The following is a 26981-nucleotide window of genomic DNA, read 5'->3' as shown; positions in this document are numbered from 1 at the left end:
TGATTATCCGCAGACCGGCATATTAAGTTTTTCCGCCCTGTGTACGTCAGTGCTTTTCACACCGGCATTCGTCAGTTTTTCTTCCGCTTCTTCGAGATCTTCCTCTTCGATTTCCAGCGATTCCTGATCCTGACCCTCACAAGGTGTCAGCGCCAGTTCAACCAGGATCGGGAAGTGATCTGAACCCATGAAACCGAGACGCCGCAGGTCAACCAGGGTGAAATCCTTGCTGTGGAACACGTGATCCAGCGGCCAGCGCAGGAACGGATAGCTGGCGTGAAAGGTGTTGTACATGCCACGGCCACGACGCGGATCCAGCAGGCCGCTGATTTTCATAAACAGACGCGTGGTGCGCGACCATGCCACATCGTTCAGGTCGCCGGTCACGATGGTCGGATAACGCGCCTTAGCGGCAGTATGACCGACAGCGACCAGTTCGCCATCGCGGTCAGTGGATTCGTCGGCTTCCGTCGGGCTGGGCGGCATCGGGTGCAGACAGTGCAAGATCACCTGCTCACCGGATGGCAGTTCAGCGCGAAAATGCATGGAAGGAATATCGTCAGCCACCAGATACTGAATTTTCGCGGCATGCATCGGCAGACGTGAATACACATGCATACCGTACAGATTATCCAGCGGACAACGCAGGCTGTGCGGATAGTTGGCATCCAGTTCTGCCATCTGATCTTCCCACCACTGATCGGTTTCCAGCAGCACCAGAATATCCGGCTGGTATTGCCGGATCTGCGCCAGTAACTTTTCCGGCTTACGGTTGGTCATCAGCACGTTGCTGTTCATGATTTTGATGCGCGAATGACCGTCGGATACCGTTTTCTTCACCTGTTTCCGGTAAAGGCGGGTATAAGGCAGGATCCACCAGGTCTGATATGCCATGCAGGCCACGGTCAGGATAATCACCGTGAAGGTAATGCCATCGCCGAACGGCATGATCGCCAGTTCCGTCAGCAGGAAAACCAGACACAGTGACGCCATCTGTAAGCGCGGAAAATCCCAGACACGCACCCACCAGCGCTGATTTCTAGAAAAGGGGAGCAGCGTCAGTAACGTCATGATGACCGTCAGGACACAGATTGTGATTCGGAGTGCTTGCATCGGTTATCGGCCCTGATAAAAAAGCAAAATTTAAATACCTTAAAGGCATGTTAACCGATTGTGACTTAAAACGCGGGGGATGTCGCCGCCCTCTTCATTGTTTAGAAAAAGGCGGCAGATTTAGCACAGATTATTTTGTTGCAGCGGCCTGATCAGGCACATGGCACCAGTTGTGCTGCTCCACAATCCCGCCGTTTGGCGAGGTGTAACCGATACAGCCCAGAATAGTGTCATACAGTTTTTCGTGGAACGCCGGCGTCTTCGCCGCTGCCATTTTTTGCAGTTGTTCGAAGCTGGCTTTGTTCTGATCGTTAGCCAGGAATTTATCTGACGCCCAGACCATGATCGGCACCGTACGCTGTTCGATCGGCGCATGATCACGCGGTGTGCCGTGGAAATGCATGCTTTGAGAAATCGACTCGCCGTGATCGGAGGCGTAGAACACAATCGCGTTCTTATCCCGCAACTGGTCAAAGACCTGCGACAGGAAGTAATCGGTATACAACAGCGAGTTATCGTACGCGTTGATCATTTCCCCGGTGGAACAGGAATCATCAATGCCCATACATTCCGGCTTATATTTGGCAAAAGAACGCGGATAGCGGTCGGAATACAGGTAATGCGAGCCTTTGGTATGCAGGATAATCAGGTGCTTACCGTCCGGATGGTTATTCATCGAATCTTTCATTTCATCGATGAGCAACATGTCATCTACCGGCTTACCGGCGTTACGCTTTTCAGAGGCGATGTTTTCGCGCAGTGAATAATCATCCGCACGGGTTTTGTTATAGAACCAGGCTTCACTTTGCATGGAATATAACTCTGAACTCCAGCCGTTGCTTTTCAGCACGGAGAAGACATTCATCTCTTTCAGGGTACGCTGCGGTTCTTCCGACGCCCCGCCTTCGCGGACAAACATACAACGCAGGGAAAGCTTGGTGGCGGTGTCACAGGAATAGCCCTGTAAGGCGACCAGATTCTTCTCTTTGTCGAGATTTGGCGTATTGTCACGGTCGTAGCCGTACAGCCCCATATGGTCACGGCGGGCACTTTCACCGATCACAAACACCACGTACATGTCTTTGGCATCTGCCGGTGCGGTATAAGTGAAATGTTTGGCCGGATCGAACAGATTTTTAGTGTCTTCCGCCTGGCTGTAGCTGCTGTAGGTGTAAAGACCTAACGCCGAAAGCCAGTTGGATGGCGAGTAGGTACCGGCAACGACGCCGCCATAACTGGCCATCATGCGGTTGTTCACGATGTCGTGGCGATCCTGCACCTTGCCCATCAGGCGCAACGGCATATAGCAGAGCAGGCCGGACACCGCCAGCAGCAAGGTTCTGACCGCCAGCTTTTTAACCGTGGTCTGTTTCAGCCCCGCGCCCGGCATTTTACTCAGCCACAGCAACAGAACCGGCAACAGGCTCACCAGTACGGTCCAGGCGATAAAGTGGGTGCCGACCGATTCTTTTGATAAATCAATGGAATCAGAAGCCAGAGCCGCCGCCAGGATGCCGTAACCGATATCGACGTTAAACAGGATCATGTAATAGCTGGCCGCTGCGGAAGAAATCACGATAGCGGTCATCAGCACGCGGAAAACGGTTTTTCCGGTATACGACAGCAACATACAGAGGAAATAGACCAGCGCGAAACATGCCACCATTTCGACAGCAATCGACAAGGCATTGTCATAATGCAGTTGCTGATAACGGCGGATGAAAATCGGAAGGTTTAGCAGAAGCCCGAGATAAAGTGCAATGAACAAAGAAATGCTTTGTTGCGAAAGTGAACGTAGTTTATGCATCAGAAATAAGTGGCTCTTTGGTGAGTCTGGTTGCGTCGTACAGACCGCTCGTACCGGAGGATGGAACCCACTCCTTAGGACTAATCAGACCCCGGGCCGCGTATTTTCGTTCAAACTGATTGGTTTCTTCCAATGTGATAATGTAACGAAATTAACGAATTTCTTATGATTCAACCACATAACACAGAAATATTTAGCCAATTCTTACGCAATTTTTCCCTCTCATTGAGGAACTATTGAGAAAACGTGTGATCAGCCGCCGGAAAAGAGAGCGTGAAACGCGTTTCCCCCTGCGCTGAACTTTCCACCGTCACATGGCCCTGATGCAGCGCCATAATGGCCTGAACAATGGATAAACCGAGACCGCTGGAACTGCCGCCTTCACTGCGCGAGGCATCCGCCCGGTAGAAACGATCGAACAGTTTGCCGAGCTTATCCGCCGGGATCGGATGGCCCTGACTGATCACATGAATATCCATACCGCGGGGATGCGGTTCGGCGCGCAACACGATGGCACTCCCCGCGCGGCCATAACGCACCGCGTTAGCCACCAGATTGCTGAGCGCGCGCTGGAACAAAATGGCATCGGCGTACAGCACGCCCGCCCCTTTACTGTCCAGCGTCATCTCGCGCTCCTCGGCCAGCCCCTCAAAATAGTCCTGAATGCGGGTCATTTCCGTGGACACATCAATGGCTGTGATGGTCAGAACAGACCGCGCGTCGGAGGCCCGCGCCAGAAACAGGATGTTCTCCACCATGCGCGAAATACGCTCCAGCTCTTCCATATTGTTCGCCAGCAGCGTTTCGTATTCTTCCACCGTGCGTGGCTGGTAGAGCGCCACCTGACAATGCCCCATCAGCGCCCCCACGGGCGTGCGGATCTCATGCGCCAGATCGGCGGAAAACTGCGTCAGCCGCTGATAGCCTTCCGCCAGCCGGTCCAGCATGTCATTAAAGGAATAAATCAGTTGCTGCAATTCCTGCGGCGCTTTTGCTGCCGTCAGCCGTGTGGACAAACTGGCCGGATGGATCTGCGTTGCCTCATGCGCCATATGGCGCAGCGGCCGCAGTCCGCGGCGGATCACCAGATAGCCGAGTCCGGCAATCAGCAGATACGCGAACAGCACCGCGCCGATAATTTCCCAGCGGAAGGTCTGTAACAGGCGTGATTCTTCCGTCATGAAATGCGCACCGGTAATTTCAACCGTCCGCCCGTCTTCCATTTTTACCGCCGCGCGGGCAAAACGTACCGGCGTCCCGTCGGGCGCGGTCAGTTGATGCACAGTCTTCAGCGTCAGCGGCTGGCCGTCTGCCACCGCCGCAACCGGCGGCAAATCCAGCCGGGAGGGATTGACGTTGATCAGCGGTTTTTCATTGCTCAGCCCGAACGTCAGGATATCGCGTTCGTTCCCGAGCATATTTTCAAACAGCCCCGGATTGCGGCTCAGTTGTGACAGCGGGAATTCGTTCGCCAGCAGATGGCGGAAATACTGCACGCGTCCGCTGACCTGATAATCCGCGCGGCGCATCAGTTCTTTATCTATCGAGTAATAAAGATAAAACCCCACGGCACTGACCACCAGCGAGGCGATCAGCGCGAAAAGTAAGGTGGCGCGCAGGGTCAGCGACATGGCGCGTTCCGGGCGACGGGCAGACGGGCGCTCAGTCATGGCGCACTTCGCAAACGTAGCCGATACCACGTACGGTATGGATCAGTTTCACATCAAAGGTGCGGTCAACTTTGGCGCGCAGACGCTTGATGGCGACGTCGACCACATTGGTATCGCTGTCGAAATTCATATCCCAGACCTGTGAGGCGATCATGGTGCGCGAAAGCACTTCGCCTTCGCGGCGCATCAGCAATTGCAACAACATGAACTCTTTGTTGGTCAGCGCGATGGTCTGATCCTGACGCGTCACCCGGCGGCGCAGCACATCAAGATGCAGGTCGGCGACAGAATAGATATCCGGCTCCCGCGCTGCCGGACGGCGCAGCAAGGTCCGGATACGCAACACCAGCTCGGTGAAGGAGAACGGTTTAATCAGATAATCGTCAGCGCCCAGTTCCAGCCCGTGAATACGATCCTGCACTTCATCGCGTGCGGTCAGAAACAGCACCGGCACGTCGCTTTTTTTCCGCAGGACTTCCATCACCTGCCAGCCGTCCAGTCCCGGCAGCATCACGTCGAGGATCACCGTGTCGTAACCCTCCTCCAGCGCCAGAAACAACCCGTCGGCACCGTTACGCGCCAGATCCACGCTGTAACCGGCTTCCGTCAGCCCTTTTTTCAGGTAGTCGCCTGTACTGACATCATCTTCAATTACCAGTATTCGCATTCAGGCCCTCAGTGCCGCATGACCATTCACCTAAAGAATGATTCACCGGAAGTTTATCAGTTTCATCAGACACCTTTGATGACAATTTTGTCATCAATTTGTCATCAGCCAATCCCGGTTTATCGTCCACTCTTAAGGAAGTTATTCGTCACTGGCAGCTTCAGTGATTCACTTAACCTAATGAAATAACGCTGTAAAATGGAGATCTCATCATGAATACACCTACACGTCTCGCTGGTCTGTTACTGGGTTCCCTGCTGATGTGCAGCGGAATGTCCCCGGCCTTTGCCGCCGATAATGTGATTAAACCCACACGCGGAACCATTGATTCAGTTAATGACTCATCGGTACAAATCACTACCCGCCAGGGCGAAAAGCTCGACGTTAAGCTCACCGATCAGACCAAAATCAATGCGGTGACCAAAGGCGAAATCAGCGATATCAAAGCCGACAGCTTTATCGGGACAGCCGCCGTGCCACAAGCCAACGGCACACTGAAAGCGCTGGAAGTGCATGTCTTCGCGCCAAGCCTGCGCGGCAGCGGTGAAGGCTTCAATCCGTTTGAATCGCCGGACGGCAAAATCAACACCATGACCAACGGCACCGTCGGCAAGCTGGTGAACAGCAATGGCCGCACGCTGACCGTGAAATACCATGACGCCGAGAAAACCGTGGTCGTGCCGGACGATGTCCCGGTGGTTCTGCTGGCACCGGGCGACCGCAGCCTGCTGAAACCGGGCACAAAAATCGTGCTGTTTGCGATGAAAGATGACAAAGGTGCGCTGGTCGCACGGGGTATTGCCGCCGGTAAAGACGGCATCGCGCCACCGATGTAATCCGCTGCGTAACAGGAGATAACCCGTGAAACCTCAGCCTTCTTCACCACGTAAACGCCGGATCCATGCCTGGCCGGTCCGCATTTGTCACTGGATTAATGTGCTGGCCATGACCGGCATGGTGATGAGTGGCTGGGGCATTTATAACGCTGACCCGATTTTTGCGTTTACCTTCCCGCAAAACACCACGCTGGGCGGCTGGCTGGGCGGCAACATTGCCTGGCATCTGGCGGTGATGTGGCTGATGGCAGCCAACGCCGTGTTTTATCTGGTGTGGGGGATGTTCAGCGGGCATTTCCGGCGAGACTTTTTCCCCTTTACGCCGCGTAGCGTCTGGCGCGATACCGTTCGCGCACTGACCTTTACACTGCCGCACAAGCTGGGGCAGTACAACGCGGTGCAAAAACTGATGTACAGCGGCGTGTTGTTGCTCGGTCTGTTACTGGTGCTGTCAGGGTTATCCATCTGGAAACCGGTGCAGTTCAGCGGGCTGGTGTGGCTGTTTGGCGGCTTTGATATCGCCCGCTATGTGCACTTTTTCGCGATGAGCGGCGTGATGTTGTTCGTGGTGATCCACGTACTGATGGTGCTGCTAGTGCCGAAAACATTGGTGGCCATGCTGACCGGTGGCAAAAAAACAGTGACAGAGGAAAGCACGGATGAATGATAAATCACCGCGGCCAAAAATCATTATTGAACCGGACCAGCGCAAGCAACTGGTCAATATCCAGCGCCGCTTATTGCTGCGCTCCGGGCTGACATTAGGTGCCGTGTCGATGCTGACCGGCTGTAATTTGCAGGATGGGGATCAGGTCGACAAAGTGCTGTGGGCGATGTCGCGCTGGAATGACCGTGTGCAGGGCTGGCTGTTCAGCGGTCAGAAGCTGGCGCAAACCTACCGCGCAGATCAGATCACCACGCCGTTTCGTTTCAACGCCTATTATCCGGAATACAACGTGCCGGAAATCGATATTCCTAATTACCGGCTGGAAGTCTCGGGACTGGTGCAAAAAAAAGCATCGTGGACACTGGAACAACTCCGTCGCCTGCCGCAGGAAAGCCAGATCACCCGTCTGATTTGCATTGAAGGCTGGAGTGCCATTGGCCAGTGGAAAGGCGTGCCGCTGAAAACGTTTTTACAGCACGTCGGCGCGGATCTGACGGCAAAATATGTCGGTTTCAAGTGTGACGACCGCTACTATTCCAGCATTGATATGGCGACGGCATTGCATCCGCAAACCATTCTGGCGCTGGAATTCGGCGATAAGCCTCTGCCCCCGGATTTCGGCTATCCGCTACGCCTGCGGATGCCCACCAAGCTGGGCTTCAAAAACGCCAAACACATCGGCGCGATTTTCGTCACCAACGAAAACCCGGGCGGCTACTGGGAAGATCAGGGCTATAACTGGTTTAGCGGGATTTAGTCACCGGGGGAAACACAAACAAGCGTTTTCCCCAGACACACGGCTTCCGGTCTGCCGCGATATCTGCCGTAATTATCGATTTCCGTATAACCCCGCTTGCGATAAAAACCTACCGCGTTCAGGTTTACCCGACGGGTTTCCAGCCATAACGCCTGATAGCCTGAGGCCGCGGCCTGCGCTTCGAGAAATGCCAGAATCGCACTGCCCAGTCCCGGATGTCCGGGCGTTGCGTACATCCTTTTAAGCTCACAAGTGTCATGTTGCAGCGGCCGGATTGCGCCGCATCCGACGGCATTTCCGCGGCTGTCACGGGCGATCACAAAACACGCCCCGGCCTCCTGCATATCATCTACGGAAAACGATGAACGCCCGCTGTCGCCGGTGATGGCCGCCAGCGTCTGCGAAAGCGCATCCAGCAATTGTGCGGCATCCGGCGTACCGACAGCCTCCGGCGCAATCCGCCAGTTCACACCAGCACCTTATACATCACACTGGTGGACTCCAGCATGCCTTCCGTTGACATCGCATAGTGCGGGATTGTGCCGCTCAGCGTGAAGCCCTGATCGTGGTACAGCGTTTGCGCCGGGCTGCCGGTGACGGTGTCCAGCACCAGCAAGGTTTTGCCCTCTTGACGTGCCAGCGTTTCCACGGCGTCCATCAGTTTGCGGGCGATCCCTTTGCGGCGTCCGTCGGGATGCACCATCAGTTTCACCACATCACCGCGATGAATGCCGTTGGCGGGCTGATCGACCACCAACTGTACGGTGCCGATAATTTTCCCTTCATACCGCGCCACCAGCAGCCGTTTTTCGCCACGCTCAAACGCCGGTAACAGTTTTTGCCAGAACGCCTGCGCCTGTACAAAACCAAAAGGCAGGATGAATCCGATACTCGCGCCAAGCGCCACCGACTGCATCAGCGTTTCGGCCAGCGCGTCCAGATCTTCCGCTGGCAGTACGCCGCCCTGCACTTCACTGATCACCACTTCATTGCTGTTTTGCATAGGAATAAACCTTTTTTCTCAGAGATTAAGGACGTGAAATGACGACGGCGTAACGCGCATCTTCCGGGCCGGGTACGTGGAAGGAGGAGGTACCATGAAGATGAAAACGCAGGCAGTCGCCCGGTTCCAGCCGGTAGCCGCGCCCGTTAAGGGTGAATTCCAGCACACCGTCCAGCATCCAGATATGCTGTTCAAGGCCCTCTACCGGCGGTGCGTCGTAGGTGATCGTGGCACCGGCTTTCAGGACGCCGGAAATCAGTTCAGCGCGAAAACCGGGGGCGGGAGCGGAAACCGAACGGCGCTCGAAGCCGGTTTCGCGGTCATGCCACACCGGCTGTTGTGAGGCGCGGATCAGCTCCGGCGGATTGTCTTCCAGCGCCATCAGCAGGCGCGATGTGGTCAGCCCGTACGCCGCACTGAGTTTGCCAAGCAACGATGCCGTCGGGCTGGTTTCTGCCCGCTCCACCCGCGAGAGCGTGGCGCGGCTGATGCCGGTCAGCTGCGCCAGTTGTTCCAGCGACCAGCCCCGGCTTACCCGCAATTCTGCCAGCCTTTCCGCCAGCCGCAGATCCTGACTCTCCTGCCCTTCTTCCATCATCTTCCCCTTGATGCGTTAAATCTCAATATCGGGAAATTATCTCTTATATGGGAATTGCGCAAGTTAAAATGATGTGAGCGAAAAGTTTTTGTTAAGTTGTACAAAAATAATAAAGTTGTACAGCTTTGCGATCTGGCGCTAGAGTTATCTCATAAGTGTTATGAATATTTTGGATTCAACTATGTCTCTTTACAGCATCGGCGAAGTCGCCCGTATTTGTGGAATCAATCCGGTCACCCTGCGCGCCTGGCAGCGGCGTTACGGGTTGCTGAAACCCCAGCGCACGGAAGGCGGTCACCGTCTGTTTAATGATGACGATCTCGATACCATCCGCACCATTCTGGGCTGGATCAACCGGGGCATTCCGGTCGGTCAGGTCAAATCCCTGCTGGAAGGTAAAGTCGACGCGCTGCCGGGTGGCTGGTCGCAGTCAGAGCATCAGTTGCTGAACGCCCTGCAGGACGGACGCCCGCAAAAGGTCCGCCAGCTGATCATGGAATTCGGGCGCGAATATCCGGCGGCGGCGTTTGTGAATAATGTTCTTCGTCCGCTGCGTGCGCGGCTGAGTTCGGGCGATTCGCGGCTGCTGATGTTACGCAGCCAGCTTGACGGCCTGATCATCGAACACGCCGTCATGTGCATGAATGCAGCCCGCAAACGACCGGGACCGCCCGCCACGCTGGTGGCCTGGGGACACACCGACAGCACCGAGTTGTGGCTGGAAGCCATTGTCCGCTGTGAAGAAGGCATGCAGGTTGAGATATTGCCGGTGCCGCTCAGCGATCCGCATCTTGAAAGCCTCAGCGATTCGCAAATCCTGCTGTGGTCTGAAGGCAAGCTGACGCAGGTTCAGCGCCAGCGCCTGCTCATGTGGGTGGAACAGGGATTGTCGATCATTCTTCTGGGCAGCACCGCGCGGTTACTGGGCGCGGAAGAGTCTGACAGCGCAGAGGCTGGTGAAGACATCGCGGAAGAAGATCCCCACACTCTTTTGCATATCGTGCCTGACCGTCATGAAAGGAAAAAATAATGATTAAACCTTTCCCTGAACCCGCCATACCGGCGGATGTGCTGACCCGTGTGTGCGAATTTTATGCCCAACTCGACATGAGCCGGCTGACCCAGCTTTCCCGTATTTATCATCCGCATATCGTGTTTATCGACCCCGTTTCGCATTACGACGGGGTGGATGCGCTTGAACGCTATTTCGAGCAGTTACTCAAAAAGGTCAACTACTGCCGTTTTGAGATCCAGCCGCCGCTGGTGCAGGGAGATGAAGCCTCGCTGTTCTGGCGGATGGAGTTTTCCCATCCGGCGCTGAGAAAAGGTCAGGCGACGTTTCTGAATGGCGCGAGCCATTTGCGGCTGAATGAAAACCGCATCGTGTATCAGCGCGATTATTACGATCTCGGGGCCATGTTGTATGAGCATGTGCCGGTGCTCGGCGGTGCCGTGCGCGCTGTTAAAGCCAGGCTGAAATAATGCGCCGCGTGCTGGTCACCGGTGCCAGTTCAGGCATCGGAAAGCAACTGGCGCTGGATTATGCCGCTGAAGGCTGGGAAGTCATGGCCTGCGGGCGCGACGGCGAAAAGCTCACGGCGGTGGCCGCCGCCAGCCCGCTGATCGTGCCGTTATCTTTTGATATCACCGATTTAGCCGCCACCCGCGAGGCGCTGGGCGGTGTACAGGCTGATATCGTGATCCTCTGTGCAGGCACCTGCGAATATCTCGACAACGGCGTCGTGGATGCCGAAAAAGTCGCGCGGGTGATGAACACCAATTTCAACGGCCCGGTCAATTGCCTCGATGCCCTGCTCCCCGGCCTGGCGCCCGGCAGCCGGGTGGCGCTGGTCGGTTCCGTCGCATGGCTGCTGCCGTTTTCACGCAGTGAAGCGTACGGTGCGTCCAAAGCCGCGCTGGCCTTTTTTGCCCGTTCACTGGCGGTGGATCTGGCAAAACGTCAGATCCACGTTTCACTGATCCAGCCCGGATTTGTCGAAACGCCGCTCACCTCGCGCAATGATTTCGCGATGCCGATGATCGTGACCGCCGCACAGGCGTCAAAACACATCCGGAAAAAACTGGCGCAGGGTGCCAGCGAAATTGCCTTTCCCCCGCTCTTTGTCGGATTTCTCAAGGTGGCTTCGTGGCTGCCCGTCAGTGTGCAAAAATGGTTATGCCGGAAAATGGTGAAATAAAATGACAACAAAAGTGGCCATCGTCGGGAGTGGAATTTCAGGGCTGAGCTGCGCGTGGTTGCTGGCAAAAAGCCAGCCCGACTGCGAGATCACGGTGTTCGAAGCCTCGGCCACTTTAGGCGGACACACCTCCACGCAGGATGTGATTTCCGACGGCAAAGAGTACGCCATCGATACCGGTTTTATTGTCTATAACACCCGCACGTATCCGCATTTTATTGCCCTGCTCAAAGAGCTAGGCATTGAAGGTCAGCCGACGGAAATGAGCTTTTCTGTGCGTAATCCGCTCAGCAAACTCGAATACAACGGCCACTCGCTCAACAGCCTGTTTGCCCAGCGCCGTAATCTGTTCAGGCCGGGGTTCTGGCGGTTTATTTTCGAGATCCTGCGCTTTAACAAACTGTGCAAAGCGCGCCTGCTCAATCCGCATAATGACGAAGACACACTGGCCGATTTGCTGGATCAAAACGGATTTTCGCCGTTCTTCGCCCTGCACTATGTGCTGCCGATGGGCGCGGCAATCTGGTCTTCGTCGCTGAGCGATATGGCGAATTTCCCGCTGTCGATGTTTCTGCGTTTCTTCAATAATCATGGGCTGCTGGAGGTGAGTAACCGCCCGCAGTGGATGGTGGTGCCCGGCGGTTCGCGGGAATATATCCGCCGGATGCAGGAAAAACTGCCGTCCCGCGTCAGGCTGCTGACCGGTACGCCGGTCAGTCAGGTGGTGCGGACGCCGTGCGGCGTGACGTTGCATTCGGCGCGTGGCGAAGAGCATTTTGATCAGATTGTTTTCGCCTGCCATTCCGATCAGGCGCTGGCGATCCTCGGTGACACCGCCAGCGCCGACGAACGGAGCATTCTCGGTGCGCTGCCGTATCAGAGTAACGACGTGATTTTGCATACCGACACCCATCTGCTGCCACGGGAAAAACGCGCCTGGGCGAGCTGGAATTATCAGTTGCCGAATTCGCTGCATCTGGCGGCGCGTGCGGATATGCGCGACAGCAATCCGTCGCACCGCCGCCGCGCCAGCGTGACCTATAACATGAATATTTTGCAGGGACTGGATGCGCCGCAGACGTTCTGTGTGTCGCTCAATCCGCTGACGCCGGTCGACGAAAGCAAAATCCTGTTCCGCACCACCTACAGGCACCCGGTGCTCAATCTGGCCAGCCATCATGCACAACAGGAACGCTACCGCATCAACGGTCATCACCGCACCTGGTTCTGCGGCGCGTACTGGTACAACGGCTTTCACGAAGATGGCGTCAACAGCGCGCGTGACGTGGTGGAACAGCTTAATCAGCAGCTTTTCAGTGTGCAGTTGCAGCATGAGCAGGAAAAGCGGGAGGCGTCATGAACAGCCAGTTGTATGTCGGCACGGTACGACATCGCCGCTTTACGCCGGTTGAGCACCGTTTCGATTACGATATTTTCATGCCGCTGATTGATCTTGATGAGCTGGAACAGCTGCCCGCGCGGGGGATCCGGCTGGAAAAATTCTCCCCGGCCAGTTTTCGCCGCAAAGATTATCTCGGCGGTGGCGACATCAAAACCAAAGCGCAGGCACGGATCGCCGAACTGACCGGTGAACGCCCCGACGGGCGGGTGATGTTGTTATGCCAGCTGTGCTATTTCGGCTGCTATTTCAACCCGGTTAACTTCTACTATCTTTATGATCAACAGGGTATTTTGCGCTGGATGCTGGCCGAAGTGCGCAACACCCCCTGGAATGAACGCCACACCTACGCCGTGCTCCCCGACGGCTCGCAACCTGTGCCGAAAGCCTTTCATGTGTCGCCCTTTAATCCGATGGACATGGTCTATCACTGGCGGCTGACGCCCCCGGGAAAGCAGTTACACATCACGATCGAAAATCACCGCAAAGAACGGGAATTCGATGCCGCCCTTTCACTGACAGCCCGCCCGCTGACCCGCGAGGCGCTGCGTCAGCAATTGTGGCGGCTGCCTGTCATGACCGCAAAAACCGCGCTGACCATCTACTGGCAGGCGCTGAAACTGTGGCTGAAACGGGCACCTGTTTATTCTCACCCTCCCGTTGATAAGGACTGACCATGAGCCAACCTGAAATGCAGCTCGCCCGTGCCGCGGCGAATAACCGGCGCAGCAAAGCGGCACGCGCCATGATCCTTGGCGTGCTGAAGCAGCTCAAAGGAGCCGGTCTGACACTGCGTGAACCCGGTGAGCAGGCGATATTCTTTGGCGATCCGACCGCGCTGTTGCAGGGCGAAATTGACGTCCGCCATCTGCGCGCTTACCGGCGTGTCTTACTGGGCGGCAGCGTGGCGGCAGGTGAAAGTTTTATTGATGGCGACTGGACCACGCCCGATCTGACCACGGTTTTACAGCTGCTGGCCGAGAACATGAAGCTGGTGGATAAAATCAGTGCGCGCCTCAGCTGGCTCAGCACACCCGCCAAAAAAATTATTCATTTTTTCCGCCGCAACAGTCCGGCGCAGGCGCGGAAAAATATCTCAGCGCATTACGATCTGGGCAACGATTTCTATCAGGGTTTTCTCGATGAGAAGATGCTGTATTCCTCGGCCTGGTATCAGGAACCGCAGATGACGCTGGAGCAGGCGCAGGAAGCCAAAATGCGCCGTTTGTGTGAACAGTTGCAGTTACACGCGGGCGACCATCTGCTGGAAATCGGCACCGGCTGGGGTGCGATGGCCGAATTTGCCGCGCGCGAATACGGCTGTCAGGTGACCACCACCACCATTTCCCGCGAGCAATATCGCTATGCCTGTGAGCGGATCGAAAAAGCTGGACTGAGTGACCGCGTGACGGTGCTGTTTGAAGACTACCGCGCGCTGAAAGGCCAGTTCGATAAACTGGTGTCCATCGAGATGATCGAAGCGGTGGGTAAACGCTACCTCTCCACCTTTTTTAAACGCTGCAACGCGCTGCTGAAACCACAGGGGCGCATGGCGATTCAGGCGATCACCATCGCCGATCAGCGATACGCCGCCTACAGCCGTAACGTCGATTTTATTCAGTGCTACGTGTTCCCCGGCGGCTTTCTGCCCTCGATCACCGCGATGAACGACGCCATGACCCGCTGCACCAGTCTGGTGGTGCGTGACCTGTTCGATATCGGTTCCGATTACGCCCGCACCCTGCATGAATGGCGCGAACGGGTGCAGCACTACTGGAATGCGCAGACTGACGGCGTGCAGGACGAATATTTCCGCCGCCTTTGGCTGTTTTATCTGTGCTACTGCGAGGCCGGTTTCCGCGCCCGCACCATCAGCACCGTGCAACTGGTCGCCGAGCGGCGCGGATGAAATCGCTGCGCTTCTGGCTGCTGACACTGGGCTTTGACGTCTGGTGGACGCTGGCCGTCTGGGGGCGCGACCGTTTTATTATTTTTCTGCTGATCAGCAGTTTTCTGATGCTGGCGTTCACCCCGTCGCGCCGCCGTTTGTGGGTCGCGACCGCCTGTACACTTGGCATCATGATGGATTCGCTGTGGTGTATTTCAGGTCTGTTTGAATTTACTGATTCTGCCGCCGTACCGCCGTGGATGATGGCGTTATGGCTGGGTTTCAGCGCCTGGTGGCTGTGGTTACTGGGCACTATCCGGTTGACGTGGTACTGGCTTCCTCTCATCGGCGCGGTCAGCGGCCCGCTGGCCTATTACCTCGGTATGCAGCTTGGTGCTATGCAACTTCTCGCCGCACCGGTGTATGTCTGGCTCTTACTGGCGGCGGGCTGGGCGATATTTTTACCGCTGATAAGCCTGCCGGTTTTGCTAAGCAACCATACAGGGCGGAAAACCTGATGATGCGCGTATTTCTCGCAGCACTTTGGCTGATGATGTCTTGCTCTGCCTTTGCCGCCACGCCCTGGAGCCCGTGGCAACAGGTCGGGCGCGCGACCCTGAGCTGGGGGCCGTTTGAGGTTTATCACTCGCAACTGCTGACACCCGACGGTAAGTATCAGACCGGGAAATGGCCGCAGGCACTGAAGATTGAGTATCTGCGCAACATTGATCATCAGGAGCTGACCAAAGCCACCGAAGAACAATGGCAGGCGCTGGGATTACTGGCGCAGGCACAGGAAAATGGCTGGCTGGACGCGGTGCAGAACACCTGGCCGGATGTCAGCAACGGCAGCGAAATTGTGTTTGTCGCCACTGAGAATGGCGGCCAGTTTTACAGCCAGCCCGCGAACAGCGTGCTGAGTACGCCGGTGGGCCAGCCATTCAGCCCGGCATTCCGCGATGCTTTTCTGGCGATCTGGCTCTCGCCCGCCACGCAATATCCTGATTTACGCAGCAGGCTGACCGGCGCATCTGCGCCCGATTAATACCATCTTATTGGGGGAGTTTTTATGACTGTTCTGCGCAAGATTTTTTTAACGCTGATCGTCGGCACAATGCTGCTACTGACTGGCTGTAAAGCCACTGTTCAGGATTACGCGCAGGCACAACCGAAGCTGGATATTTTCAGCTGGTTTGCCGGTGACAGCGTGGCGTACGGCATGGTGCAGGATCACAGCAACAAACAGACGCGGCGCTTCACCGTCAAAATCCATGGTGACGTGGCGGGCGATACGCTGACGTTGCATGAAGACTTTGTCTATGACGACGGCGAAAAACAGACCCGCGTCTGGCGTATCCGTAAACTGGCGGATGGCCATTACACCGGCACGGCGGGTGACATTATCGGCACCGCCACCGGGCAATCCGCAGGCAATGCCTTCAACTGGAAATACGTGATGGACGTGAAATCAGGCGACAGCACCTACCGCCTGACGTTCGATGACTGGATTTACCAGCAGGACGAACAGCACCTGTTTAACGTCACGTCGCTGAAAAAATTTGGCGTGGAAGTGGCGCGGGTGACGATCTTCTTTGAGAAAAAATGAGGTTAATTCGATCTGCTCCCTCCCCTGCGAAGGGGAGGGTTGGGGTGGGGTATTAAATTAAAATCAATGAGTTGAAGTATGCTTTGACCGGGTGCTAGCCCTTAAAACCCCCTCCCAACCTCCCCCTTCGCAGGGGGAGGAGGGAAGCGCGATCTGCTCCCTCCCCTGCGAAGGGGAGGGCTGGGGTGGGGTATTAAAGTAAAATCAATGAGTTGAAGCATGCTTTGACCAGGTGTTAGCCCTTAAAAACCCCCTCCCGCCTTCCCCGTTCGCAGGGGGAGGAGTAAAACAACCCAGCTGTCACATCTGCGAAAGGGAAGCGGTTTAAACCTTCACTTCCGTGATCTTAGTTTTCTTACGCCCGAACACGAATTTCCCCAGCGTCACCAGCAGGACTGCGCAGAGGATCACGCCTAAGGCCACCCACTCCACCGGCGACAGGGATTCGCCCGCGAAACCTATGCCGAGCAATACCGCGACGATCGGATTCACATAGGCATAACTGGTGGCGACGGCGGGACGTACGGTTTTCAGCAGGAACATATAGGCGCTGATGGCAATCATCGAGCCGAATACCACCAGATAGCCGAGCGCCAGAAAGCCGCTCAGCGAGGGGGCGGCGGTCAGGTGTTCACCGCTGAACCGGCTGGCGACCAGCAACACCACACCGGCGATAATCATTTCTGCCGCACCCGCCATCAGACCTTTTGGCAGGGGCAGACGCGAACTCCATACCGAACCAAACGCCCAGCTCAGCGAGGCGAGCAGAATCAGCGCCGCGCCCCACGGGTTGCCTTGCAGATTACTGCCGGTATTGAGCAGCACAATGCCGAACAAACCGATGGCAACGCCGGTCCATTCCAGACGGCTGTTTGGCATGCCCCACAGGCGGCTGAAGCACAGGGTAAACAGCGGCACGGTAGCAACCATCACTGCCGCAATGCCAGACGGCACCTGCATATGTTCGGCAACCGTCACCAGCCCGTTACCCACCGACAGCAGCAAGATGCCCACCGCACCGGCGGCCATCCATTGTTTAAGGGTCGGAACGTGATGCCCGCGTAACAGCAGGAAAGTAAACAGAATGCATCCGGCGACGAAGAAACGCAGACCCGCCATCATCAGCGGCGGCCAGCTTTCTACCCCCACGCGGATGACGAAATAGGTAGAACCCCAGATAAAATACAACGCAAACAGTGAGGCGATTAACGGCAGCAGAGCACGTCCGGCAGAACCCATCATAGAAATAACTTATTAGCGTGATAACGAAGGCAGACAGTTAACGCTATTGGCCTGATTACCGGCAAGGAAATCTGTGCTATCGCGTCAAAATGTTGCTAAAAAGTTTCTGTATATGACAAAAAATGCCTGTGCATCCGGCTAAAAGTAATCACAGCATGAATAGTCTGTTGCAGGGGTGAGGAAACGATTTATAATTCGTCGTTCAAATTTCTGAGGTATTGCACATGAATTCGCTTGGCAAAAAATTATTTATCGCGCTGTTTGGTCTGATGGCAATTGGCGCAATTGGTGGCGTGATGGTTGCCGGTTATGCCGTGGTGATCCAGGACGACGCTAAACCGGTCAGCGATAACGACGCCCCTTCTGTGGTGCCTGCGCCGCCTGCGGCATCAGCGAACTGATCCCTCTCCTGACCGCTGCTGCCAGCGTTGTAACCACAGGCTCCAGCGTTCAAACAGCATATCCACGCAAATCGCCAGCAGTGCAACAATCACCGCGCCCTGCAATACATACGCCGTGTTAAACCCGCTCAGGCCGATAATAATCGGTGAGCCGAGGCTTAACGTGCCGACCGACGAGGCGATCGCCGCCGTGCCGATATTGATGATCACTGACGTACGGATGCCGGAAATGATCACCGGCGCGGCCAGCGGAATTTCCACTTTCCGCAACATCTGCCAGCGGCTCATGCCGACGCCCTGCGCAATCTCGCGCGCCGAAGGCGGCACTGATTCGATCCCGGCAATCGTTCCCTGCAACACCGGCAGTAAACCGTAAAGCACCAGCGCGATAATCGCCGGTTTTTCACTGAATCCCATCACCGGCACCGCGACGGCCAGCACCGCGACCGGCGGAAAGGTCTGCCCCATCGCCACCAGGGTTTCCACCAGTGAGCGGAACTCTTTACCCGCCGGACGCGTGACCCCGACGCCTGCCGCCACGCCAATCACCACCGCAATCAGGCTGGAAATCCCGACCAGCAACAGATGCGCCTGCACCAGCGCGGCGAAACTTTCCTGCTGATAGACCGGCCTGCTCAGTTCAGGAAACAGCCAGTGGAACAGGCCGCCGAGCGAGGTCATGCCAAAAATCAGCGCCAGCAATAAAGCAAACAGCCAGATCAGCGGATCCGTGATGACCCGCACCACAACCCGTGTCATGCGATGCTCCTTTGCGCGGTCAGATCCGCAAAATGCAGCACGCCGAGCGGCTGCCCCTGTTCATCCACCACCGGCAAATGCTGAACCTGCTGCGCGACAAACGCCGACAATGCCTGACTCAGGCTCATGCTGTCGGTCAGCGGTTTGCCGCTGCCGGTGTAGGGTTCACCGCGCCGCGTCAGCGAACCGACTTCCCGCAGCGACAGCAAACGAATCCCCATGTCGCTGCCGCCGAAGAAATCGCGCACGAACGGCGTCGCCGGTTGCGTCAGCAGTTCCAGCGGCGTGCCCTGCTGCACCACCTGCCCGTCGTTAAGCAGGACGATACGGTCGGCCAGCGCCAGCGCCTCGTCGATATCATGGGTCACCAGCACAATGGTGCGGTGAGTGATTTTATGAATACGCGCCACCTCTTCCTGCAAGGTCGCGCGGGTCACCGGATCCAGCGCACCGAAGGGTTCATCCATCAGCAACACTTCCGGGTCGGAGGCCAGCGCACGCGCCACGCCGACGCGCTGCTGTTGCCCGCCGGAAAGCTGATGCGGATACCGCTGACGGAACTGTTTCGGGTCAAGATTGAGCAGGTTCATCAGCTCGGTCACGCGGTCGCGGATTTTGGCTTTCGGCCATTTCAGCAGTTGCGGCACCGTGGCGATGTTCTCTTCCACCGTCCAGTGCGGGAACAGGCCAATCGACTGTATGGCGTAGCCCATGCGGCGGCGCAAATCCTGCGCACGGAATTTTTCTATCGGTTCACCGGCAAAAAGAATTTCGCCGCGATCGTGCTCCACCAGCCGGTTAATCATCTTCAGCGTGGTGGATTTCCCCGAGCCGGACGTGCCGATCAGCACCGTGAATTCGCCTTTCGCCATTTCCAGCGTCAGGTCGCGCACGACCGCTTTTCCGGCAAAGTGTTTGCTTACCTGTTTGAAATGAATCATCTGCGTGTGGTCTCCAGCATTGAGACGGCGAATTTAAAAGCACTGTCGACGACGACGGCCATCAGCACCGCAGGGATCACACCGAGCAGCACCAGATCCAGCGCGCTGCTGAGCAAGCCCTGGAACATGATGGCACCCAGTCCGCCTGCGCCGATCAGCGCCGCGACCATCGCCATACCGACGGTTTGCACCGCCACGATGCGGATACCGGTCAGGATCACCGGCAAGGCGATCGGCATCTGTACACGGAAGAAGATCTGCACCCGGTTCATGCCCATGCCACGCGCGGATTCGATCACCGCTTCCGGCACCGACTCCAGCCCGGCAATCACCCCGCGCACCAGCGGCAGCAATGAATAGAGCACCAGCGCAATGATCGCCGGGGCCAGCCCGATACCGCTGATACCGTGTTCCGCCAGCCACGGCACCGCTTTCGCCAGTCCCGCCAGCGGCGCGAGCAGTAAACCAAACAGCGCGATCGACGGCACGGTCTGAATAATATTGAGCACTGACAGCACCGGTCCGCGCCAGCGCGGTTTGCGGTGACACAACAATCCGGCGGGCAGACCGATCAGCACCGCAGGCACCAGCGTGCCAAACAGAATGCCGAGATGCTGCCACAGCGCGTCGTTAAACACGTCGGAACGGTTGTCGTATTCTTTGAGCAGCGACAGCTGGGCAAGCTGACCGTACGCCAGCAGCAACACCACCGGCACGATCATCTGCACGTTGAGCACAATCCGCAGGCTGTGATTGCGGGTGAAACGGGAAATGGCGTCGGAGGCAATCAGCAGACACAGCGCGGCAGCCGACCAGAAGCCGCCGCCGAGCGAGGTGCGCGCGATGCTGTCCTCATCGCCGCCGGCCAGTTGCACAGCACCGTGTCCGGCCAGCCAGACCAGCGCCGTCAGCAGGATTTCCGCCAGCAACATCACCAGCAAATGATGGCGGCCATACAGCGTCACGAAGGCGCAGGCCAGCAGCAATAAAGCCGGAATGAGTAATAACGCGGAGTAGCCATGCAGCAGACTCGCCAGCGAAATGCCCTTGCCGGACACCAGCCGGTTGGGCGCATGGCTGAGAAAGGCCAGGCCGAAACCGGCCAGCCACAGCAGCAAAACCAGCGTCAGCAGCACGCGGTTTTTGACGGGAGAATGATGAGTCAAAACAATACCTGAGTCCGGTGAGCACGACCCGCAGGCCGTGCTCAGGGCGTCACTGCCCGGTTATTTTTTAACGAAACCTTTTTCCTGCAAATATTTCGCCGCGACCTTTTTCGCATCCTGACCATCCACCGCGATTTTCGCGTTCAGGCCCTGCAACGTTTTGGTATCGAGCGACGCAAACACCGGTTTCAGTAAATCAGGAATGTTCGGATGCGCTTTCAGCGCCGCCTCGCGGATGATCGGCGCTGGCGCGTAAATCGGCTGCACGCCTTTCGGATCTTCCAGCGTTTGCAGGCCCAGCGCCGCCACCGGGCCGTCCGTGCCGTAAGCCATCGCCGCATTGACGCCGGAAGTCTGTTCGGCAGCCGCTTTAATGGTGACCGCCGTATCGCCGCCCGCCAGCGACAGTAACTGCGCCTGATTCAGTTTGAAACCGTAGGCATTTTCAAACGCCGGTAACGCATCCGGGCGCTCGATAAATTCCGCCGAGGCCGCCAGTTTAAAATCGCCGCCGCTGCTGATGAATTTGCCCAAATCGCCCAGGGATTTCAGGTTATGCGCACTCGCCACGTCCTGACGCACCGCGATGGTCCAGGTGTTATTGGCCGGAGACGGGCTGAGCCAGACAATTTTGTTCTGGTCGTAATCGAGCTTTTTCACTTTATCGAAACCGGCCTGGGCATTTTTCCACGCCGGATCTTTATCGTCGGAGAAGAAGAACGCGCCGTTACCGGTGTATTCCGGATAGAGGTCGATTTCACCGGCGGTGATCGCGCCGCGCACTACTTTGGTCGTCCCCAGCTGTAACTTATTGGTGGTGTGAATGCCATTAGCTTCCAGCACCTGAATAATGATGTTGCCGAGCAGCGAACCCTCGGTATCAATTTTGGAGCCGACACGCACGGCGTCATCCGCCGCCTGTGCGCTGAAACTGATGGCTGACACCAGTGCCAGCGCTGCCACGGAAAATCCCCGTACTCGCCCGGTTATTACAGTCATGTTCTATCCTCTTATCGGGTTATGTTGGTTTTGTCGCCCGGCGACTGCTCTTTTTTATTCTTTCACTCATGAAAACAAGCTGCTAACAAGAATAGTCCAATTTTGCGCAGGGGAATGGATGGTGAGCCATAAAAGCAGGCGGCGGTATCGCTGTAAAATGCGTAAATGTTCGAAGCTTATCCGCCGCATCACTTAGGCCACCCTCGTCCGTTTTCCCTGCAGACAGGAGAACCCGATGTCAGTGCAACATCCACACAGAACGCATCCCCGCATGATCAGCGCGGCTATCGCTGACAGTGATCATCACCTGAAATTCGAAAAGATCCGCCTTGGCGCGCCGCGTCGTAATGAAGTCGGCGTACACATTGTCGCCTGCGGGATCTGCCACACCGATCTCAGTTTTCTGTCGCCCGGCGTGGTGCCGGGCCACGAAGGCGCCGGGATTGTCGATCAGGTCGGCAGCGCGGTGACCGGGGTGAAACCGGGCGATCATGTGGTGCTGTCGTTTCAGTCCTGCGGCCGGTGCGACGCCTGCGAAAATCACCGGCCGGTGGACTGCGAACACTTCTCCACCCTGAATTTTGGCTTCTCACGCCTCGACGGCAGCAGCGCCTATCCGCAGGGTATCGACGGGCACTTTTTCGGTCAGTCGTCGTTTGCCAGTTATGCGCTGGTGACGGAACAGAATCTGGTGAAAGTGGATAAATCGCTGCCGCTGGCCACACTCGCGCCCCTCGGCTGCGGCCTGCAAACCGGCGCGGGGACGGTGATGAATACCCTGAAGGTGAAAAAAGGTGACCGCCTGCTGATCACCGGCACCGGCGCAGTCGGTATGGCGGCGGTGATGGCGGCAAAAATCGCCGGAGCGAAGGAGATTATCGCCCTCGATCAGCATCAGCACCGTCTGGATCTGGCGCGTGAACTGGGCGCAACAGACGTGCTGAAAACCGGCCAGGAGCGCAATCTGCAAGGGACGCTGGATTACGTCATTGATACGGCGGGCGTACCGGCGCTGGACACCCTCGGACAACAGGCGCTGAATGACGGCGGCGTGATGGTGCGCCTGACCGGTGCCGGTGGCGCGACGCTGTCACGCGGGCGGAAAATTCTCAGCGTCATTCAGGGGGATTCGGTCGCGCAGGAATTTATCCCGAAAATGATTTCATTGTGGCAGGCGGGGAAATTCCCCTTCGATCGCTTACTGCATTTTTACGATTTTGAGGCCATTAATCAGGCGGCAGAAGACAGCAGAAACGGCAAGGTGATTAAGGCAGTTTTGCGCTGGCGACAGCACGCTTAGATCACTTAGTTTTAACTTATAGCCATTTATTTTCACTCAACCGCTAATCAGGACTTGTGACCGGTATCACGTCGCCTCTATGCTGGTTTTTTGTCAAAAAGCGTAAACACAACAATGTCTGATTCAATTGCGGCCTCTCAGGCCGCCTCTTCAGGGGATTACAGCGCAGCCGACACTGCGTCTGACCAGCCGGTGGTGATTCGTTCCGCTGCCGATATTACTCAGTTAGTGAACCGTGGCGCGGCCAAAATCAGCGACGCGCGCATCGTGATTGCTATCGCACTGGGCGGCGTTTTCCTCGACGCCTACGACCTCGGTGCGCTGGCTTTCGGGATGAAAGATATTACCCGCCAGTTCGGCCTGACGCCTTCCGGCGCGGGCTTTGTGGCATCGGCCATCACCTTCGGGGCGATTGTCGGCGCACTGTTCGGTGGCTATCTGACCGACAAAATCGGCCGTTACCGCGTATTTATGGCTGATATGTTCTTCTTCGTGATTGCCGCGCTGGCCTGCGCCTTTGCGCCAAACGAATGGGTATTGGGCGGCTCACGCTTTGTGATGGGTCTGGGGGTCGGTATCGATTTACCGGTCGCCATGGCGTTTCTGGCGGAGTTCTCAAAACTTCAGGGACGCGGCAATAAAGCCTCGCGCGTGGCGATGTGGTGTCCGACGTGGTATGCGGCGATCAGCGTGTCGTATCTGCTGGTTCTGCTGCTTTACGCGGTGCTGCCGGCTACCCATACCGACTGGTTATGGCGTCTGATCCTCGGTTTCGGCGCAGTACCGGCGATCCTGATTATCGCTATCCGCCACCGTTATATGAATGAATCGCCGGTCTGGGCAGCCAATCAGGGCGACCTGCAAAGTGCGGCGGCGATCCTGAGAAAATCCTATAACATCAATGCCGTCGTGGCAGACGATGCCGATAAGACACCGCAGGTGAAAGTACGTAAAGCCGCATGGCGCAACTACGGCACGCTGTTGCAGGGCGTTTATCTGCGCCGCACCGTGCTGGCGACCGTCACTGCCGTGGCCTCGTCCTTTGCCTATAACGCCGTGGCGTTCGGGCTGCCGGTGATCTTATCCAGCTTCCTGCAACAGTCGATGATCAGCACCATTCTGTTCTCGCTTGGCCTGAACCTGTGCTTCGCCTTTGTCGGCGGCCTGATTGCGGTGCGTTATGTCTCGAAATTTGGCGCATGGAAAATGACCTACGCCGGTTACGCCTGCCAGCTGGTCGCGATGATCGGCCTGGCGCTGGTGGGCCGACCGGCCGACGGCGGAGAAGCAGCGATTTCCATCGCCATGCTGGCGTTATTCCTGTTCGGTCAGGGCTTCGGTCCGGGTTCGCACACCATGACATTTGCGTCACTGAGCTATCCGACGTCGCTGCGCGGCATGGGTGTCGGATTCAACCAGACGCTGATGCGCGGCAGTTCCACGGTCTCGTTGTTCCTGTTCCCGGTCCTTTCCGCGGCACTGGGCACCGGCGTGTTCTGGGTGATCGCGTTAGCGCCACTGGCAGGCTTAATCGTGCTGACAGCGGTACGGTGGGAACCGTCGGGATATGATGTGGATGCTGAGGATTTTCAGCCGGAAATGAGTAAATAACGGCAGATCTTTAGTTTGCTCCCTCCCCTGCGAAGGGGAGGGCTGGGGTGGGGTATTAATGGCATCTGAGTTGCCTGCTAAACCCCCTCCCGGCCTCCCCCTTCGCAGGGGGAGGAGCAAGCACTCCGCGCCGATCCCTGACATCAGACCACCGCGCTTCTCGGCGCAAACACATACCCGATGTCGTTCTCGATCATTGCGGCGACCAGTTCAAATCCGCCGTTCGGTTTGGCCTGCGCAAATTCCAGTTCGCTGGTGAATACCGGGCTGACCCAGAACTGATTCACCGGATCGCCGTAAATCTTCGGCAAACGCACTTTGTCGGCAGGGCCGCAGAGTGCGGAGGAAATCACGTGGCCTTCGAAACCGAGCGGTGCCATGGGTGACATCAGCGTGTGACCTTCGCCGAGCCAGCTGAGGGTGGTCCAGGGAACTTGTGCGTAACCGGATAACGCGCTGGCCATCTGCACCGCATTCTCTTCCGTGACGTATTCCTTGCCGACCGAAAAAGCCAGTTCTATGCGGCGGTGTTTTTCCGCTTCGTCATTAAAAACAATGTCGATTTGTGGCATCGGGCGGATGCTCATGCCGACCGTGAAGAAGTAGTAATTTTCTTCGTCTTCATGCTGGGATATCGCCATCGGCGGCCAGCTGCCCTGATTGATCAGATAATATTTCAGCGAGGGACCAAAACGATCTTCGTAGGATTCCAGCAGCTTGCGCTGAATTCTCGGCCACGGATTACTAAACTCATTTTGCCAGTCACGCCAGAACAAACGGGTCTTTTCCGCCAGCTCACATTGCGTGTTCGTCGAGGCAGAACCCAGCGGGAAGGTCAGCGGATTCTGTTTAATGCATCCGGCGGAATAACACACCGAATGGTCGATATACAAACTCCAGCCGGGGATCACCGCCAGTAACAATCCCTGATACCACAGTGCCGCGCCGTCGTCGCTCTCGTTCCATAAAATCTGGATTTGTGCCGGATCCAGCGGCGCTTCGCCTTCCAGATTACGGCAATACTGCGCCGCCAGCATCGGAGCCATCCCCTGCTCCATCGCGTCGGTATCATCTTTCACCGGCGCGGGCACCAGATTACGCACCCAGCAGGCACGCATTTTCGGAAAACGGTCGCGCAAATCTTCACGGGCGAAAATGTAGAAATACACCACGCGGTTATCCTGCTCGACCAGCGCGGTCAGGGTTTGTTTGTCGTTACTGACTTCAGCAACAATGTCGGACTGGCGCATATGACCTCAGCAAGATTAGGAAGCTTATTATTCCCTGTGATGGTCAGTGTAGAACGGTTATGCCAGCCCGATAACGGGCAATATTCCCAAAAATCTCCGATAAGGCTTTAAAACACGCGCTTTTTTACCTAAGCGGCAAGACTTACGGATAAGTCGCACACTGGGAGAATCGGTTGAACGCCGACCGGGCCGGGCGCATATCCGCAGCGTTAACGATCAGCGAAGACGCCCCATCCGCCGCATGGCGCGATGCCATGAGCCGTTTCTTACCGACCAGCGCAGCACGCCTGCAATGCGGCGGGTACAGAAACGCACAATTTTACGTTTAGACGGGGAATGGGAAATCCCCAGTTGCGTGGCGGCCCAGTCAGGCAATAATTCAAACCCCGCCTGAATCATCAGGCTGCCAACCGGTTTCGCCAGACGGCTTGGCGCGGGCGCATTTCGCAAGAGTTTGACCACTTCCAGCGTACGTTCGTCGCAACGCAACTGCGGGCGCATCGCCTGCAAATAGGTTTCTACTGCCGCGACACTTTCCGGCACATTCACCGCGCCGAGGCTTTTCGCCACGCGGGAAAATTCCTGATAATAACGGTTCTGATCCGCCAGGCTGAGCGAAGGATTGCGGTAACGCAGGTGAGATTGCAGGAAACTGTAGGCTTCGGCCACATGCACCCAGACCAGGAGATCCGGGTCGCTGGCGGCATACGGCGTGCCACAGGCATCGGTTCCGGTGACCCGCAGATGAATGGATTTGACCTTGTCGATTAACAGGTTGGCCTCGCCGACAGGGGCAAAGGTGGTGGCAGAAATAAACTGGCTGGTACGGCGCAAACGGCCGAGCATATCTTCACGAAACGAGGAGTGATCCCAGACACCGGCCAGCGCCAGCGGGTGCAGCATTTGCAACAGCAACGCACTGACGCCGCCGCAAAGCATGGAGGAGAAATCGCCGTGGATCCGCCAGGTGACGCTTTCCGGACCGAATAATCCCGGGTCGCCCGGCGGTTTCTCAAAGTCTATACCGCCTGACGCCAGGCCCGAAATACTCAGCACCTGGCGTTCTATTCTCTTTCTCAACAATTGTCTGAAATCCGGCATGC

Annotated in this window: 28 protein-coding genes and 1 pseudogene; 15 read left to right on the top strand and 14 right to left on the bottom strand. The window is 56.7% G+C overall.

The window, feature by feature from the left end; translation table 11 throughout:
* Positions 1-3 precede the first annotated feature (3 nt).
* The 4 genes from J9880_RS14845 to J9880_RS14830 form a co-directional block, all read right to left on the bottom strand.
* On the bottom strand, positions 4-1113 hold the full coding sequence (locus tag J9880_RS14845; protein ID WP_232769533.1) for an endonuclease/exonuclease/phosphatase family protein: 1110 nt from the start codon (positions 1111-1113) through the stop codon (positions 4-6).
* 130 nt (positions 1114-1243) lie between these two features.
* Positions 1244-2920, bottom strand: coding sequence for a kdo(2)-lipid A phosphoethanolamine 7''-transferase (gene eptB, locus J9880_RS14840; protein WP_095922721.1), 1677 nt, complete (start codon positions 2918-2920; stop codon positions 1244-1246).
* 233 nt (positions 2921-3153) lie between these two features.
* On the bottom strand, positions 3154-4590 hold the full coding sequence (locus J9880_RS14835) for a heavy metal sensor histidine kinase (protein WP_232769532.1): 1437 nt from the start codon (positions 4588-4590) through the stop codon (positions 3154-3156).
* A complete protein-coding gene (locus tag J9880_RS14830) occupies positions 4583-5257 on the bottom strand; it encodes a heavy metal response regulator transcription factor (protein ID WP_119822184.1) in 675 nt (224 codons plus the stop codon). The genes J9880_RS14835 and J9880_RS14830 overlap by 8 nt, the downstream gene beginning before the upstream one ends.
* Before the next feature lie 212 nt (positions 5258-5469).
* Here J9880_RS14830 and J9880_RS14825 point away from each other — a divergent pair, with 212 nt between their 5' ends.
* Genes J9880_RS14825 through J9880_RS14815 form a run of 3 tightly spaced genes read left to right on the top strand, consistent with a single transcriptional unit; the run spans position 5470 to position 7517 of the window.
* Positions 5470-6093, top strand: coding sequence for a hypothetical protein (locus J9880_RS14825; RefSeq protein WP_095922723.1), 624 nt, complete (start codon positions 5470-5472; stop codon positions 6091-6093).
* Positions 6094-6118: 25 nt separating this feature from the next.
* Complete coding sequence (locus tag J9880_RS14820; RefSeq protein WP_133822979.1) at positions 6119-6760, top strand: cytochrome b/b6 domain-containing protein; 642 nt, start codon at positions 6119-6121, stop codon at positions 6758-6760.
* Positions 6753-7517, top strand: coding sequence for a molybdopterin-dependent oxidoreductase (locus J9880_RS14815; RefSeq protein WP_119822182.1), 765 nt, complete (start codon positions 6753-6755; stop codon positions 7515-7517). Before J9880_RS14820 ends, J9880_RS14815 begins: the two co-directional genes overlap by 8 nt.
* Here the strand turns inward: J9880_RS14815 and J9880_RS14810 are convergent.
* From J9880_RS14810 to J9880_RS14800, 3 genes are read right to left on the bottom strand one after another with little or no spacing between them, the layout of a single operon-like run.
* The gene (locus tag J9880_RS14810) at positions 7514-7987 is read right to left on the bottom strand and encodes a GNAT family N-acetyltransferase (protein ID WP_232769531.1); all 474 of its coding nucleotides are present in this window, start codon (positions 7985-7987) and stop codon (positions 7514-7516) included. The genes J9880_RS14815 and J9880_RS14810 overlap by 4 nt on opposite strands.
* A complete protein-coding gene (locus J9880_RS14805; protein ID WP_095922726.1) occupies positions 7984-8520 on the bottom strand; it encodes a GNAT family N-acetyltransferase in 537 nt (178 codons plus the stop codon). The genes J9880_RS14810 and J9880_RS14805 overlap by 4 nt, the downstream gene beginning before the upstream one ends.
* A gap of 25 nt (positions 8521-8545) precedes the next feature.
* Positions 8546-9115 (bottom strand): helix-turn-helix domain-containing protein, encoded by a 570-nt coding sequence (locus J9880_RS14800; RefSeq protein ID WP_232770476.1) that lies wholly within the window; start codon positions 9113-9115, stop codon positions 8546-8548.
* 184 nt (positions 9116-9299) lie between these two features.
* On the opposite strand from J9880_RS14800, the gene J9880_RS14795 reads away from it, so the two are divergent.
* From J9880_RS14795 to J9880_RS14755, 9 genes are read left to right on the top strand one after another with little or no spacing between them, the layout of a single operon-like run.
* Entirely contained in the window at positions 9300-10148 is an 849-nt protein-coding gene (locus J9880_RS14795) for a MerR family transcriptional regulator (protein WP_232769530.1), read from the top strand.
* Positions 10148-10600, top strand: coding sequence for a nuclear transport factor 2 family protein (locus J9880_RS14790; protein WP_095922728.1), 453 nt, complete (start codon positions 10148-10150; stop codon positions 10598-10600). Before J9880_RS14795 ends, J9880_RS14790 begins: the two co-directional genes overlap by 1 nt.
* Positions 10600-11316, top strand: a complete 717-nt coding sequence (locus J9880_RS14785) for an SDR family NAD(P)-dependent oxidoreductase (RefSeq protein WP_119822179.1) — start codon at positions 10600-10602, stop codon at positions 11314-11316. Before J9880_RS14790 ends, J9880_RS14785 begins: the two co-directional genes overlap by 1 nt.
* Before the next feature lies 1 nt (position 11317).
* A complete protein-coding gene (locus J9880_RS14780) occupies positions 11318-12676 on the top strand; it encodes an NAD(P)/FAD-dependent oxidoreductase (protein ID WP_232769529.1) in 1359 nt (452 codons plus the stop codon).
* The gene (locus tag J9880_RS14775; protein WP_131692990.1) at positions 12673-13389 is read left to right on the top strand and encodes a DUF1365 domain-containing protein; all 717 of its coding nucleotides are present in this window, start codon (positions 12673-12675) and stop codon (positions 13387-13389) included. The genes J9880_RS14780 and J9880_RS14775 overlap by 4 nt, the downstream gene beginning before the upstream one ends.
* Positions 13390-13391: 2 nt before the next feature.
* Positions 13392-14624, top strand: coding sequence for an SAM-dependent methyltransferase (locus tag J9880_RS14770; protein ID WP_095922732.1), 1233 nt, complete (start codon positions 13392-13394; stop codon positions 14622-14624).
* Positions 14621-15121 carry a DUF2878 domain-containing protein gene (locus J9880_RS14765; protein ID WP_232769528.1) on the top strand — a complete coding sequence of 167 codons (501 nt, stop codon included), beginning with the start codon at positions 14621-14623 and terminating at the stop codon, positions 15119-15121. Before J9880_RS14770 ends, J9880_RS14765 begins: the two co-directional genes overlap by 4 nt.
* Positions 15121-15648 (top strand): hypothetical protein, encoded by a 528-nt coding sequence (locus J9880_RS14760; protein ID WP_232769527.1) that lies wholly within the window; start codon positions 15121-15123, stop codon positions 15646-15648. Before J9880_RS14765 ends, J9880_RS14760 begins: the two co-directional genes overlap by 1 nt.
* A gap of 24 nt (positions 15649-15672) precedes the next feature.
* Positions 15673-16209 (top strand): DUF3833 domain-containing protein, encoded by a 537-nt coding sequence (locus J9880_RS14755; protein ID WP_119822173.1) that lies wholly within the window; start codon positions 15673-15675, stop codon positions 16207-16209.
* Between the two features lie 324 nt (positions 16210-16533).
* On the opposite strand, the gene yedA is transcribed toward J9880_RS14755, so the two are convergent.
* Complete coding sequence (gene yedA, locus J9880_RS14750; protein ID WP_095922736.1) at positions 16534-17451, bottom strand: drug/metabolite exporter YedA; 918 nt, start codon at positions 17449-17451, stop codon at positions 16534-16536.
* 224 nt (positions 17452-17675) lie between these two features.
* Here yedA and J9880_RS25120 point away from each other — a divergent pair.
* A pseudogene (locus tag J9880_RS25120) lies at positions 17676-17777 on the top strand (hypothetical protein); the annotation flags it as partial.
* A 63-nt stretch (positions 17778-17840) separates the two neighbouring features.
* Here J9880_RS25120 and J9880_RS14740 read toward each other — a convergent pair.
* Genes J9880_RS14740 through osmF form a run of 4 tightly spaced genes read right to left on the bottom strand, consistent with a single transcriptional unit; the run spans position 17841 to position 21717 of the window.
* A complete protein-coding gene (locus J9880_RS14740; RefSeq protein WP_162928543.1) occupies positions 17841-18611 on the bottom strand; it encodes an ABC transporter permease in 771 nt (256 codons plus the stop codon).
* A complete protein-coding gene (locus tag J9880_RS14735) occupies positions 18608-19552 on the bottom strand; it encodes an ABC transporter ATP-binding protein (RefSeq protein ID WP_232769526.1) in 945 nt (314 codons plus the stop codon). Before J9880_RS14735 ends, J9880_RS14740 begins: the two co-directional genes overlap by 4 nt.
* Entirely contained in the window at positions 19549-20718 is a 1170-nt protein-coding gene (locus J9880_RS14730) for an ABC transporter permease (RefSeq protein WP_095922738.1), read from the bottom strand. Before J9880_RS14730 ends, J9880_RS14735 begins: the two co-directional genes overlap by 4 nt.
* Positions 20719-20778: 60 nt before the next feature.
* Positions 20779-21717 carry a glycine betaine ABC transporter substrate-binding protein OsmF gene (gene osmF / locus J9880_RS14725; protein ID WP_133822971.1) on the bottom strand — a complete coding sequence of 313 codons (939 nt, stop codon included), beginning with the start codon at positions 21715-21717 and terminating at the stop codon, positions 20779-20781.
* Positions 21718-21952: 235 nt separating this feature from the next.
* On the opposite strand from osmF, the gene J9880_RS14720 reads away from it, so the two are divergent.
* Together J9880_RS14720 and J9880_RS14715 are read left to right on the top strand one after the other, a co-directional pair.
* Complete coding sequence (locus J9880_RS14720) at positions 21953-23017, top strand: NAD(P)-dependent alcohol dehydrogenase (RefSeq protein WP_195817365.1); 1065 nt, start codon at positions 21953-21955, stop codon at positions 23015-23017.
* A 114-nt stretch (positions 23018-23131) separates the two neighbouring features.
* A complete protein-coding gene (locus J9880_RS14715; protein ID WP_131692985.1) occupies positions 23132-24628 on the top strand; it encodes an MFS transporter in 1497 nt (498 codons plus the stop codon).
* A gap of 143 nt (positions 24629-24771) precedes the next feature.
* Here J9880_RS14715 and J9880_RS14710 read toward each other — a convergent pair whose 3' ends face one another.
* Together J9880_RS14710 and J9880_RS14705 are read right to left on the bottom strand one after the other, a co-directional pair.
* Entirely contained in the window at positions 24772-25878 is a 1107-nt protein-coding gene (locus J9880_RS14710) for a suppressor of fused domain protein (protein ID WP_195817366.1), read from the bottom strand.
* A 216-nt stretch (positions 25879-26094) separates the two neighbouring features.
* On the bottom strand, positions 26095-26979 hold the full coding sequence (locus J9880_RS14705; protein WP_232769525.1) for an oxygenase MpaB family protein: 885 nt from the start codon (positions 26977-26979) through the stop codon (positions 26095-26097).
* Positions 26980-26981: the final 2 nt, after the last annotated feature.

The organism is Rahnella victoriana (genome assembly GCF_021276285.1).
Taxonomy (GTDB): Bacteria; Pseudomonadota; Gammaproteobacteria; order Enterobacterales; family Enterobacteriaceae; genus Rahnella; species Rahnella victoriana.
The sequence above is the reverse complement of the archived record's forward strand: the minus strand, read 5'-3'. Positions and strand labels throughout refer to the sequence as shown.